This window comes from Winogradskyella sp., assembly GCF_013042245.1.
In the GTDB taxonomy this organism is placed as follows: Bacteria; Bacteroidota; Bacteroidia; order Flavobacteriales; family Flavobacteriaceae; genus Winogradskyella.
The window spans coordinates 26,972-40,982 of sequence record NZ_JABDQL010000029.1 but is presented as its reverse complement, the minus strand read 5'-3'; the positions used below and the strand labels follow the sequence as shown (position 1 = coordinate 40,982).

The 14,011-nt window shown below is 30.1% G+C and carries 13 protein-coding genes and 1 tRNA gene; 3 read left to right on the top strand and 11 right to left on the bottom strand.

What is annotated here, in order from left to right; all coding sequences use genetic code 11:
* From HKP48_RS03075 to HKP48_RS03030, 11 genes are all read right to left on the bottom strand, one after another.
* On the bottom strand, positions 1–271 hold a 271-nt coding region (locus HKP48_RS03075), incomplete at its 3' end, for a hypothetical protein (RefSeq protein WP_296342686.1).
* Positions 272–377: 106 nt separating this feature from the next.
* Positions 378–1,109 (bottom strand): DUF3800 domain-containing protein, encoded by a 732-nt coding sequence (locus HKP48_RS03070; RefSeq protein WP_296342685.1) that lies wholly within the window; start codon positions 1,107–1,109, stop codon positions 378–380.
* A 258-nt stretch (positions 1,110–1,367) separates the two neighbouring features.
* Positions 1,368–2,162, bottom strand: coding sequence for a TaqI-like C-terminal specificity domain-containing protein (locus tag HKP48_RS03065; protein WP_296342684.1), 795 nt, complete (start codon positions 2,160–2,162; stop codon positions 1,368–1,370).
* Between the two features lie 3 nt (positions 2,163–2,165).
* On the bottom strand, positions 2,166–3,248 hold the full coding sequence (locus tag HKP48_RS03060) for a hypothetical protein (RefSeq protein ID WP_296342683.1): 1,083 nt from the start codon (positions 3,246–3,248) through the stop codon (positions 2,166–2,168).
* Positions 3,249–3,406: 158 nt separating this feature from the next.
* Positions 3,407–3,559 (bottom strand): hypothetical protein, encoded by a 153-nt coding sequence (locus HKP48_RS12200; protein ID WP_363928584.1) that lies wholly within the window; start codon positions 3,557–3,559, stop codon positions 3,407–3,409.
* A 5-nt stretch (positions 3,560–3,564) separates the two neighbouring features.
* Positions 3,565–3,705, bottom strand: coding sequence for a GIY-YIG nuclease family protein (locus HKP48_RS12195; protein WP_363928583.1), 141 nt, complete (start codon positions 3,703–3,705; stop codon positions 3,565–3,567).
* 221 nt (positions 3,706–3,926) lie between these two features.
* Entirely contained in the window at positions 3,927–7,574 is a 3,648-nt protein-coding gene (locus tag HKP48_RS03050; RefSeq protein WP_296342682.1) for a TaqI-like C-terminal specificity domain-containing protein, read from the bottom strand.
* A gap of 124 nt (positions 7,575–7,698) precedes the next feature.
* Positions 7,699–9,177, bottom strand: a complete 1,479-nt coding sequence (locus tag HKP48_RS03045) for a hypothetical protein (RefSeq protein WP_296342681.1) — start codon at positions 9,175–9,177, stop codon at positions 7,699–7,701.
* Positions 9,177–9,440: a helix-turn-helix domain-containing protein gene (locus HKP48_RS03040; RefSeq protein ID WP_296342680.1), complete on the bottom strand. Its 264-nt coding sequence runs from the start codon at positions 9,438–9,440 to the stop codon at positions 9,177–9,179. The genes HKP48_RS03045 and HKP48_RS03040 overlap by 1 nt, the downstream gene beginning before the upstream one ends.
* A gap of 196 nt (positions 9,441–9,636) precedes the next feature.
* Positions 9,637–10,887: a site-specific integrase gene (locus HKP48_RS03035; protein ID WP_296342679.1), complete on the bottom strand. Its 1,251-nt coding sequence runs from the start codon at positions 10,885–10,887 to the stop codon at positions 9,637–9,639.
* Positions 10,888–11,297: 410 nt separating this feature from the next.
* Positions 11,298–11,382: transfer RNA gene (locus HKP48_RS03030), tRNA-Ser, on the bottom strand.
* Positions 11,383–11,571: 189 nt separating this feature from the next.
* Here HKP48_RS03030 and HKP48_RS03025 point away from each other — a divergent pair.
* The 3 genes from HKP48_RS03025 (at position 11,572) to HKP48_RS03015 (ending at position 13,951) form a co-directional block, all read left to right on the top strand.
* Positions 11,572–12,351 (top strand): DUF3108 domain-containing protein, encoded by a 780-nt coding sequence (locus HKP48_RS03025; protein ID WP_296342677.1) that lies wholly within the window; start codon positions 11,572–11,574, stop codon positions 12,349–12,351.
* A 184-nt stretch (positions 12,352–12,535) separates the two neighbouring features.
* Complete coding sequence (locus tag HKP48_RS03020; RefSeq protein WP_296342675.1) at positions 12,536–12,865, top strand: FUSC family protein; 330 nt, start codon at positions 12,536–12,538, stop codon at positions 12,863–12,865.
* Between the two features lie 54 nt (positions 12,866–12,919).
* A complete protein-coding gene (locus HKP48_RS03015; RefSeq protein WP_296342673.1) occupies positions 12,920–13,951 on the top strand; it encodes a M28 family metallopeptidase in 1,032 nt (343 codons plus the stop codon).
* The last annotated feature ends 60 nt before the right edge of the window (positions 13,952–14,011 follow it).

The following is a 14,011-nucleotide window of genomic DNA, read 5'->3' as shown; positions in this document are numbered from 1 at the left end:
TTGTAGTACTAAATGATGGCTGAAAGTAAACATTATGCGCATCTGTTAATGCGTTTTGAGTTTCTTTAGGACTGCCATATTCTGGTAAGTCTAAACCATTTGTAAATAATTGTTTTGCATAGGCTTCTACTTCATAACCCTCATTAATTAATTTCTCTGCAAATAATGAAAACTCACCTTTAGGATATACCTGTGGTTTATTTTTTAATAACCATATAGATTCTGGACAATCTAAATAATACTTAAAATCTGTTTTGGTGAGTTGGTGCATTTATTTGTCATTTATTTTAATTTTGTATCTTTGTACTATCAAACGATATTGGATTGGGCATTTCCCGGTCGGCATTCTTCCTCGGTCTTTACTGGGGAATTTGTTTTTAAGGGAATATCTTATGATAATATATTTTTGGTGCTATAATATCATAAGCCCTGTTTTCTTGACCAGGTCTTAAATATTTTAATCCAATAGGATGTGCTGTAAGGTCTGCTAATTGTAAACCACTTGAATTAGACTTTTTATTTGCTAATAAAAAACGATAAGCCATCTTACCGAAATTTACTCGTTTATATCCAAACTGCTCATTTTTACTACAAATTCTTAAAAATTCAAGTTCTAAATCTTTATCCTCGTTACCACCTCTTTGTTCAAAAACAAGAGAGATTTCTTTATCGTGTTGTGAATTATATAAAAGTATTTCATTTAATTTTTCTAAACCAAAACGAAGTCCAAGATGATAAGGATTATAAGGTGAAGTATATTTTGCTTTTAGTTTAGCTTTATCAATAACTACAGGTATAATTGTAAAAGCAGTTTCTTTTATAATATCTGATAAATCTGAAAGAAAGGATTCTCGTAATGCCCTATTAGTTCTTAAAAACTGAAAAGGCTCTTTATTTTTTCTAATATCTGTTTCGTGCAACACAACCTGGTCGTGACCAAAATATTTAAACTTAAACGCCTGTAAAGCTGGTACTGATTTTTCGATATATTCCTTAATATTAAAACAACAAAATGTCAGTACAAATATGGAGTAATTTGGGTCAATATTTTTTAATCCGTGGTCTCCTGACTCATCTATATAAACTATAAAATCTCCTTTTTCTAACATTGATTATTTTAACTATTCTTCGATAATTATTACATAATTCGCTAACCCTCTTTTTTGAAGTTGTGCTATTTGTTGTGGAATTTTTAAAGGGGTTTTACTAAACATAAAAAGACGTTGTGTTTAGCATAAACAAAGGCGTATATAAAGCAAAAGACACACCCTGGGACGCTGTGCTTATGGGTAGCGTGGTGTGTACTGTTACTTCAAAAGTACACATTTTTGTATTATTTACGATACTATTTACCATATTTTTTATTTTTAACTATTCTCAACTATTGAGATTTCTTCCTCCGTTAACCCATACAACTCATATACAATTTTATCAATTTCATCATCCAACACAGTTATATCTGCCTCTGGGTTTAAGTTTTTTATTTCTATAACTTCATTCACTAATGTCAGCAACCTATCATTTTTAATAGATTTTGGAAGAGGGAAATTTTTTATATCGTACACTAATATTTTTGGAAAAGCTCCTTTCGATGCTTTTGGTGAAGATTTGAAATGAAAGAATGTTGCAAGTTTTGAGTTTAATATGGCAAGAAGAATTTCTATATTAAAAGAACTTTCATTATCCTTAATGATTAATACCGAAGGGTCATTATATAATTCTTCTTCTGTTAAGCTTGCATATATTCTTGGATTTGTGATTTCTCTTATTAAAATACGTTTTCCTATAAAATATTTAGGGTCTCTTGGATTAGCAATACCAGTATCATACTCAATGTATTCCATACCGTTCCATTTCAAAGAATACCTCTTTACATCACCACCATACAACCATTTTTTATGCGTTTCTTTAGTTTTTTCCAATGTATGGTATGCTCTATTTTTTATTATTGCCTCTGACTGTCCTTTATATTTGTCATAAGCAATTAAACCTTGGCTTATTTCTGGGAAAATAGAATTTAAAGAAATTGAAGTGTTTTTTATTTTTGAATTTAATTTTAAAATAGATTTATCTAACTTAAAAATTAGGCTCCAATTCTGATTATTGGCTAATGCAGTTTCTCTATCAATATTTTCAACAGCTCTGTTTTTTAATATAGTCATTGCTTAAATATTCTCGTTATTAGCTCCATTTTTTAAGTAATAAATTAAGGTTTCTTGGGTTGATATTATATCTTTTGCGTCCTCTAATTGTTTAGTTAGTTTTTGGTTTTGAAAGTGTAATTTGCTGACGTTATTTTCTAGATTTAAAAGCTCTTTTTCTATTTGTTTAGTTTTTTGAGATGTATTAGAATTAAGCTCGTTTTGCAATTGACTTTTTAATCGTTCTGATTTTACATTTAATTCATCTATTTTGTTTTCTAAAAAATAAATAAGGCTTGATTGTTTTTTATATTTTTCTTGTAGAGATATTATTTTTTGTTTTTCTTCTTTTCTATGTTCTACAAGGTTTTTGTAATCATTTCTAAGTTTTTTGTATTTATCATTTTTCTTTAGTAATGAGGCCTTTAATTTTTCATTTTTAGAGATTAATTCTTGGGTTTTATCCTGAATATTCTTTTCTTCTTCTTTTGCTGTTTTAAACGTATGTGTTTTTACTTGCTTTTTTGAAAAGCTTATTTTTTTCCAATTATGGGCTGAATTTACATACGTTAAATTAATTTCATCACTTATGGAATGTATGCTGTAATCTATTTCGGTATAATTTGGACTATCTAACCTAACCATATAACACTGACTACCATATTTCCATTGAAATCTGTGACCTAATTCTACAATAATATAATCTTTATGTTTACTTAAAATTATACATTTATAGGTATGCCCATCTATTAATTTAAAATCATTAAACTCGGTAACTTTGGCATCTAGAATTATTCTATTTTTAGTTAAATCTATTTCTATTATTTGGGCAAAAAATTTATAGCCAATTAACTCGCGCTCCATTACTTTCCAAGACATTAATTGGTAATCCCAAGCCATTAACGAGAAAGGAACAAAGGCATAAATACCTTTAACTTTAACTAAAAACCCTGTTTTTTTTGCACGTATTATTTTAAAAATAACAACTTCTTTGTCTTGGTGTGCTTTTACTAGTTTATTTTTAAGAATAGGCACTATGTCTTCTAAAGATTGTTCTTCTTCTTTAGGGTCTTGGTTAAATAGGTCAAAAAGCTTAGAAATATTCATAAAAATTATTTGTGTATAGCTAGTTAAACACCTTAAACATTAGGTTTTTATCCAGGTATCGAGGTGTTGTTGTGTGTTTTTTAGGTTAATTGGTTAAGCTTTAGTTAACACTATTTTCTCTAGTTCTTTATCTTTTATTAATTGGTAAAATTGTTTTATTAAAATTCATCGATAATCTTAGGGTATAAGTCTATCCAATTTGGGTTTAAACGTTTAATGAGCTCTATCTTTTTTGCTCTGTTACCAGCTTTTAGTTGTTTTTCTCTACCAATTGCATCACCAATGTATTGAAAAGCTTCATAATAAACCAATTTTGTTAGGTTGTATCTAGCCGAAAATGATTTTTATCAATTTTGTCCTTGTGTTGCTTTATACGGTTTATAATGTTAGCTGTTACGCCTACATATAGTGTGGTATTATTTTTATTGGTTAGTATGTATATAAAACCTGGTTTCATTGTTTGGGCTAATATGAGACTGCTTCGTGCCTCGCAGTGACGCTGTACTGGTCATTACGAGCGTAGCGAAGTCATCTTTGTTTTATTTTGATGTTTTTTCTACAATTTTTATTTAGTTGGTGTTATTTTTATTTTAAATTGATGCTATTGTTATTCTCAAGAGTTTTCACCTATTGAGATTTAGCTCGTCGATTATTTATTTTTTTATAGGTACTCGTGAATTAAGATTGCTCTACAATCTTAATTTCTTCCTCAGTCAACCCATACAACGCATACACCATTTGGTCTATTTGTTTTTCTAATACAGTGGTGTCTGCTTCTGGGCTCTCTTTTTTAAGTTTTATTATATTCATAGCCTTTTCCTTGAAAATTAACTGCTCTTTCTCTTCCAAGACTATAATAGGTAAGCTTTTTAGTTCATTAACTTTTATTTTAGGAAATAAAGCATCGTCTTCTGAAAAATAATTACGAAAATAAAAACCATATAACTTGCTGTTCAATATTGATAAATAATACTCCAAAGAACCAATTGTTTCTTGTTTTTTAATCAATATGTATAAAGATTGGTCAGCATATAAATTATTATAATCTATTGAGCAAATCAAATTCTTACCAATTATTTGTCTCATTAAAATCTTATCATTTTCAAAATACCTTATATCCTTTGGTGACATTAACCATTTACCCCATTTAATATACATATCACCTGTTAGAGTTACATAATTCTTAATATGCTTCCCTTTTATTTCCTTTTTATAAGAATCGTCAATCTTTTCTTTTGAATGATAAATTTTATTCTTTACATCAGTCTCACTTAATCTATCCCCATCTAAATTTACACCATACCCTTTTTGATATGGTTTAATGCCATTTGATACATCTAAAACATTATCAATTTTAAATTTAGCGCTGTTAACTTTGTCTATAAGCTTATTAATAAGTGGGTTTTCAGCGAAAAAAATCAAATAATTATCCCCTTTCCATTTATCAACTTTAAAGTCATATTGAAATTTTTCCAAAACATCTGTACCTACTTTCACTAAATAATCATTCTCAACCAAAGTACGTTGTATGGATATAATACATGTTTCTACTGATGCTTCTTCAAATACATTTTTATTATTAAGGTTTAACAAGTTTATAATTTTATGATTTTCTAAAAGGGATTTTCTATACTCTCTTGCATATTTATTAGAGAACCAAGCATTTGGAATTATGTAAGTTAGTTCTCTTTTACTGTTTAAAATACCTTCTAAAGCTAATTCAGTAAATAGATAATATATTTCAGCGTGACCAACTATGTATTTATAAGTTTCACGATAATAATTTATTTCTTTTTCTTCTAACTTTACACCATAAGGTGGGTTTCCAATTATTGCATCAAAACCTATAAAACTGCCATCTTCTGCCAGAACTTCTGGAAATTCAAAACGCCACTCAAAGGCATTCCTATAAATAACATTATTTACTATCTCTTCTTTTTCTAAATATGCATCTTCTACCTCTTTTTTAAGACTTTTTAAACGGTCTTTTTCTGCTTTAGATATTTTTTCACCAAATTGTTTCAGATTATTTATCTGGTCGTTTTTAAGGTTATATTGATATTGCGCATCTTCAAAATTCTTAATAAACTTATTATCCAAAGTACTTTTAAAGTTATCCTTAACCTCTTCTATTATTTCTAATACTTCACGTTTACGTTCTTTGCTATTTGCTTCCTTATAACCTGCAACTGCATTTTTATAATCTGTAAACGTATATTTCAGTTTTGGGTTCTTTTTATTTCTAAATGCACCTTTTAAATCATCATCTAAATTAAAACGGCTTATTAGCGAGTTACCACATTTAATATTAATATCTATATTCGGTAAGGTATGTAGCGTATTTTCTTTAGTATAATAGGCATTTTTTAATAGCTCTATCCATAAACGTAAACGACATATTTTAACAGAATTTGGGTTAATATCTACACCAAATAAGCAACTCTCTATTAAGGTTTGTTTTTGATGAAATAAGGTGTGCTGTATGCGTACGCTTTCTTTGTCGTTGGGATTATACTCAAACAATGCGCCTTTATCATCTATAACATAGAGTTCGTCATTTACAATTTCTATATCGCAACGTAATGGTAAGCCTTTAGCATCTACTAAAATGCCTAATTCGTTTTTAATTACAATAAGCTCGTTTAAAGCACTTACTAAAAAGTGACCAGAACCTACTGCTGGGTCGCATATACGTAAACTGTCTGCTATGGTATTAAAACGCTTTAAATCATCTATTTTAAAATACTTGTTGCAGTAACTTTGTAGGTCTTCAAAAGTTTCTATTTGGTCGTTTTCTTGTTCATTAAATTTTTGAACTACAGCACGTCTTAAAGTCTCTTTGCACATATACATTGTAATGTATGCAGGTGTGTAAAATGAGCCTTCTTTATAGCCATTAATTTTCTCAAAAATTAAGCCTAATACAGAAGCATTAATTAACGATTTTGTTTCTTGCTCATCTTCAATACCTTCTTTTCCATCTGTAGCAAAATCATAGGCATCTAAAAACTGAAATAGGTAATCTAATGTAGATAGTTTTCCTTTTAATCGTTTACCATTAGCATCTTTTAAAACGGTACTATTGTAGAGGGTAATTTCGTCATTGTTTAGCGCAGATATTTCAAAAGCTTCATTCTCTAAAGTATTGCGCTCAAATAAAGAACTGTTTAAATACGGTACATCTTTATACTTTTCTTTGTATTTAGGATGTCTTTCGTTTTCTTTTTTAGCTAAAGCGGAAAAAAACAAATCGTTTAACTCATCGTAGTCAGTTATAAATGATGCATTAAGAAATCTATATTTAGGGTCTTTGTTATGATATGACAATAATTGAGACTCTAATAGCTTTAAAAACAAAATTCTGTTCACCCAAGTTAAACACAACTCTAAACCAGCGTTAAAGGCTTTATCTTCTCCGTTTTCTATGCTTTTAATTTGCGAGAGGTAATCTCTATCTTCAAGTATTACTATGGTGTTTTCTAAAAGTGAGGCATAGTCTCTGCTTTTTTGAGATTTACGACTAATCAATTTTTTACCTTTTACTTTTATTTCTTCTAAACCAATAATGTGAAGTAGCTCATTATAAAAGGCTTTATTTAGTTGGTTGCTATCGTTTCCAAAAGCGTGACCTAACATATGCACATCAGAAAAAATCTTAAAGAGTGTATTTAAATGCGCATCACTTAATTTATTAAAATTGGTTTTGGTAAAATCTAAATGAACAAATGGTAATTCTTGTTCAACTTCTGCAATATATTTTTTTGCAATTTCATTATAAAACAATTCATTTTTTGAGGTGTCTTTTAAACCATCTCGAAAGGCTTTATATTCTTTTAGTAACGCTTTGTTCTTGTAAAAGAAATTGTAGAAATCTTCTGCTTTAAATAGATACCACTCATAACCATTAGTAGCTATTAAATGTTTTATATTATTATTCTCATTATCTAAACGCTCACGTAAATAATACAATAATAATTCTTGTAATGCCTTACGATTTAAATTAGTCTCTGTTAGAAATTCGGATTTATTACTTGGCTTTTTTGCCTCAATAATAACACCAACATCAGAATTAGCGGTAGCATCTGTATAGATTGCTAAATCGATACGCTCTTTTGTGTTTACATAGTTTCCTTTATAAAATGTTGATTTGAAGAAATTAATATAATGCTGTTTTGTATGTTCTTCGTGCTCTCCATTATCATCACTTAATTTAACAGCTTCAATACATTCTACTAATTGGGTTGTAAAATGTGTAACGTCTTTACGTAATGGTTTGTGTTTTCTATATGCAGGATTTAATGCTTTTCTTGTGTTGGTTTTATTCATTCTTTTGATTGACCTTCGCTTTTAATGAACCTTAAAAATATAAATCTTTTTTGTAGGAATTAGGAAATTCTCCAAGTATATTTTTAAAGTCAATACAGTATTGATATTAAACACTATTTGTTGATTATGAGGCTACAGCAAATGCTTTTTGCTTTAGTTCATTAACTTCTTTAATAATATTGGCTTTACACCAATGTTCTTCTTTAATACCAGGAATCGCACCTATGCCACCTACAAATTCTTCTTCCATAATCTTTCTTATTGCAGGAATATATTGTTTAGTAGATGCAATACTGTCGTGTATGGTGTGAATAGATGCTTTTGGCAATTCTTTTGAGACACGCTTTGCAATTCTATCTATAAATAAATTGCTTTCTATACGTTGCAGTATGCGAGGTAGTATTGTATGGTCATATTCTTTTATATCATAAAACACTTTATATACTTCTGGGAAGAGCGCCTCAAATAGTTTTACAAACTTTGATTTAGAGTGTACTTCTGAAAACATAAACTTGAATACGTTACGCTTAACATCTCCTCTGGACTCAATATACACACCTAACTCCTGATGTATCTTTTCTCTTAAACTCTCGTAGAAATTGCCCTTAATAGCCAATCTGAAGTATTCCTGAAACCTCATATTTAAAGGGCTATCTTTAAAAAGTCCTAACATAATGTAAGAGGATTTACTTAAATTACATTTAGTTATTTTAGAGTTTAAACTATCAACCTCTAAAAAGGGTTGATTAGTTAAACGTTTATACATTTCAATAGGATTATCAAAGATGATGTCGACTTTTGCACCATTTCCATAGCTTCTTATTAAATAATTAGTAGATAAAAGTTTTGTGCTCAAAAACACTTGGCTGTTTTTTAAATCGAGTGCATACAACTCTTCGCCATTGTAGGTAACCGCATTTCTGTATATGCTATTCATATTTGTAAGTACAGAATGGTAACGCAGTACATTATTATCTCGACGAGGTTGATTTAATGCTTCTTTAAATCTCCCTATTGAGCCAAGAGCAAAGTCTTTCTGTTTTTGTGGACTTTTTTCTTTACCGTTTATAATATTAATATCTCTTAACTCTGGAAATTCTTGTTTGATGTTAAATATCTCATTCATTGCCCAAACACAAATTTCTTCATCAATTTGTAGCTTATCATCAAACCATTTTGATAGATATGTATACGACCTGTTTTGAGATTTTATTCTGTTGATGTAGTTTATCAGCTTTTTTCTAATGGATCTATCTTGAAGCGTTAAAGGTGATTTCACTATTGATGTGTTATACGCTTCAACAAACTTGTAACCTTTACAGTATTTGTCTGTTTGATAAGATTTGGTGCGCTCAACAATTTTTAAATCGTTTATAAAGTAATCCCAATATTCGTGATAATTATGCACCATATCCTGCATCATTTTTGATGAAAGTTTGGTGTATTCTTCTGTAACCGAATCTTTTTTATTCAGTCGTTTTACACTAATTAGATGTAGTAAGTATCTTGCTTTTTCTCTAACAAAAGGCTTAAATGTTGGGTAGTTGTCATCAATTAGATTGTCTAAATCTAAATTCTCTGGAAAATAAAAATGTAACTTCATTAAGCACTCTTGTTTTGGGTTAAAATTCCGATTACATCATCATACTCATAGTACATTGTTTTACCCATTTTGGTATAAGGTAATGTTCCGTTATTTCGTAAATTCTGCAAAGTACCTGGTGAGATATTTAATAGCTCACGTACGTCTGCTGATTTTAACCACTTTTTTTGCTCTGTTTGGCTTCCTAAAATTGTCTTAAGTTCTGTGATGATTTCCTGTTTAAGAGTCTTTAAATCATCCTTTGTAATTACTTCAAATGTCATTCTGTATTAAAACGTATTAAAAGGTGTAAACACCTGATTTATATTACGTTAATTTACGATATTTTGACCTTTACATAAAACAAACTTATTAACAGTTGTAAACAAAAAAGACACTCTATTAAAAGCGAAAACCTTTGAATTAACAAGGGTTTTAAGCGGTTTTAAGAAATTTGTTTAACGTTATTGTATATAAGTGTTAATTGGCTATTCTCTTAGAAGCGTCAATAGTAGTTTTATCAGCAAACTTTTGTTTTAAAATAGCCATATCATCACTTACTTTTCTATCCAATATTTTTGCATAATGTTGTGTCGTTTTTAATGATTTATGCCCTAACATTTTACTAACTGACACCATTGGTACACCATTAGACAATGTTACAGTAGTTGCAAAGGTATGACGAGCCAAATGGGTGGTTAAGTTTTTGTTGATACCACACAAGTCTGCTATCTCTTTTAAATAGGCATTAGACTTTTGATTGCTTAATACTGGAAGCAACAAACTTTTTGTAACTGCTTCTGGATGGTTCTCATATTTTTTTATAATCTCTAAAGCGGTTGGAAGTAGTGGAATATTACTGCGTGTATCTGTTTTAGTACGCTTTGTTTTTATCCACTTATCGCCATCAATACCAAATACCAAATTATCTTTTGAGAGCTTCTTAACGTCACTATACGCTAAACCTGTAAAGCAACAGAATATAAAAATGTCTCTTACTTGCTCTAATCGATTAGTGTGTAATTCTTTTTCGAGCATTGTTTGTATTTCTACTTCTGATAAGAATTGGCGTTCCACTTCTTTTAAACGCACTTTATAATTTAGAAATGGTTCTTTTTTAATCCAATCATTGGCTATTGCTATACGCACTATCTTTTTAAAATTCTTAATATACTTGATAGTACTGTTATGTCCGCAGTTTCTAACGGTTTTCAAATAGAACTCAAAATCTGTAATATACTTGTGGTCTATTCTATTCACAGGAATATCACTTACCTTGTACTGATGTTGCATAAACTCTTGCAGATGCTTACACACCGTTTTATAACGCTCTAAAGTTCCTGCCGAAAACTCTCTACCAACTAATTTTTCAACTTGCTTGTTGTGATTGTTAAAGATGGTTATTAGTGTTCTTTGTTTTTCCTCAACACCTAAAAACTTGTTTTTAAGGGTTTCTGTAGTAACCTCTTTGTTATCTTGAATTAAGTCTCTTTGGCTTTGATATACTTTTGTAGCAAGTGAATCTAAATAGGCATTTAGTTCTCGTATATCTTCTGTTCTTCCAATAGCTTTATTGGCTTCAACGCTCCATTTTTCAATGGCAATGGTACGCTTTGTACTAATCGCTGTACGCTTACCATCTATAGTAATACGTAGGTAAATAGGGCATTTGCCCTGTGCATCTACTTTACTCTTTTTTAAGTAGAATAATAATCCAAATGTTTTGTTCATTCTGGTGACCTTTAATTATACATTAATTTACAAAATATTAAGGTCTTTTAATTGTTTTATCTTACTGATTTATAATTAGTTATAAGTAATTAGGTGACCTAATTAAGGTTTAAAAAAGGTCACCTAATAGGTCACCAACAGAATGGTTTTTAATACATATTTTGATGTTTTGGGTAAAATAAAAAGTCCCATAAACATTGAGTTTACAGGACTTTCGTCGATTTTGAATAAATCTTGGCGGAGAAAGAGGGATTATTTTCAATGATCCCTAATAAGGAATCTAGTACAAGCATAGAAACCTACACAAGTTACACTTGCTTGTTTTTTTGTTTTCATCTATTTATGAAAATAAATTTTCAACATGCCTGAAAACAAAAAAACCTACAACTTTGGTTGTAGGTTTCCTTTTGCGGAGAAAGAGGGATTCGAACCCCCGGAGGTGTGACCCTCGCCAGTTTTCAAGACTGGTGCATTCGACCACTCTGCCATTTCTCCTTGAGTGTCTCATTAGGTATTCCCTAAATGCGGATGCAAATATAAAATCCTTTTTTGCTTTTGCCAAGGCTTTTTTTGCTTTTTTACTTTTGTTTAAATTTTATCCAAAAAAAGTTTAGAATTAATTGTACAGTTGTAATTTCGGCACAATAAATGATTCATAAAACGTTTATATAAAAAACTTTATAAATGAAACATATCCTAGTATCTATAAGTCTATTTTTTTGTTTGTCTTTATTTGCTCAGAATAAGACAATTGCATTTGGAGAAAAATTAGTTTATACAGCTTCTTACAACATGTCTGGTTTACTAACTGATATTGCGCAAGTCACCATGGAAACAAGTAAAATTAAAACCTCGAAAAGTACATTGATGCGCCTCAAGTGCTCGGCTAGTACTTATAGTAGTTTTGATAGTTTTTTTAAAATTAGAGACTTATATGAAAGTTACGTAAGCCCAAGCAATCTGACGCCTTACCTCTACAAAAGAGAAATTGATGAAGGTGGATATTATAAGTTTATGCAGTACAAATACCGCCATAAAACAAAAACTGTAAATAGCGTTAAGAAAAAAAGACGCAGTGATGGCACTATTTGGGAAGAAAAGAAAAATGTAAGTATAAACCCAGGCACAAAAGATTTAGTAGCTACTTTGTATACACTTCGTAACTTAGATATAGATAAAGCAAATGTCGGGGATTCATCAAGTTTTAAAGTATTATTTGACAATGAGGAATCTACGGTTGTCTTTAAATATTTAGGTAAAGAATCTATTTCTTCTAATATTGGTAGAAAAGAATGCTATAAAATTGCCATTACCCTCAAAGGTTCTGACGCATTAAAAGGAAATAACACTAATATTATCTGGTTAACAGCAGATGCTAATAAAGTACCTTTGCTAGCAAAGTTTAAAATACCCGTTGGAAATGGCGAATTAAAAATCAAATCAGCAACAGGTCTTAAACACTAAAATTATAAAACGCGCATGATAAACATATTATCATCCAAAGGAATAATTAATAGCGAACAGCATATGTCCTTAAAAAAACAATAGATATAAACACATGAAACGAGCATGCTAAACATATTATCATCCAAAGGAATAATTAATAGCGAACAGCATGTGTCCTTAAAAAAACAATAGATATAAACACATGAAACGATTATTAGTCATTTTAGGGTTTATTACTTCAGTCTTAGCAGTAATACTCGCCGTAACACCTCTTTTTAAAATAGCTGTTTTTCCTGTTATTGCTGCTTTTCTCTGCGGACTAGGCCTTTTGTACCTAACCAAAAAGAAACAAATAAAAACCAAAGCCATACAGTATGTCTTTTTACTTAGTATAATTTCACTTGGCTTTATCATTTATAAAAGTGTTTTCTATAAAGCTGAAATAGGAGATACTGAAGAACTAGAACAACGTGAAGACAAATCGGAAGAAGATGCTATAGAACTTCTTGAAGATATAGAAATTGATGAGTAGATTTGTTAGAGAAGTCTGTTTATTCATTTATTTTTGAGCACCAATTGAAAGAAAATGAAAATACTTATAGCTTCACTTCTACTTTTAGTAGGGACCTGTTCTAAACAAAGGCATAGTGAAAAAATTAAAGAAGTAAAAGCGTCTATTGTATTTAAAAAAATCCCAACAGTACAAACGTATTTAAACACAATCACTGAAGTTGATTTAGAGAAACACCTCACAGAAATAGCCAGTGACAAATACGCCGGTCGCATGTCTGGAGAACCTGGGCACAATGCAATATGTGACTATATAAAAAGTCAATACAAAGCCCTTCAAATTAAAGCTCCTAAGAATTACCCAGGCTATTTTCAAACGGTTCCAAAATCTTTTCTTCCTGAGGACACAAATACATCTCAAAATGTCATTGCCTATGTAGAAGGTTCAGAATTTCCAGACGAATATGTGGTTATTTCTGCACACTCCGACCATATAGGTATTGTAGATGGCAAAGTCTATAACGGAGCAGATGATAATGGTTCAGGAACCTCAGCAATACTTGAAATTGCCGAAGCATTCAAACTTGCCGAACAAAATGGTATAAGACCACGGCGGAGTATTGTTTTTCTTCATGTTACAGCAGAAGAACTTGGTCTCTATGGCTCACAGTATTATATTCAAAATCCAGTATTTCCTCTTGAAAATACAGTTGCCAATCTTAATACAGATATGATTGGTCGTATTGACAAAAGACATGAGGGTAACGACAATTACGTATATCTCATAGGTTCTGACCGCATTAGTACAGAACTAGACTTTATTGTACGTGAAGCTAATGATGAGTTTGTTAACTTAGACTTAGATTACAAGTATAATGATATAAACGATACTAACAGATACTACAATAGATCTGACCATTATAATTTTGCGCTTCAAGATATCCCTGTTATATTTTTCTTTAATGGTGAGCATAAAGACTATCATAAATCTTCAGATACGATAGATAAAATTAGTTTTTCAGCTTTAAAAAAAAGAACACAACTTATATTTGTAACAACTTGGTATATTGCTAATTCTAATAATGCACCCTTAAGAGAAGTGCTTTGATACTAAAGTTTGTTAATAATATTTGATTTGTATTTTTACTCGTCATTATTTGGTTATTTT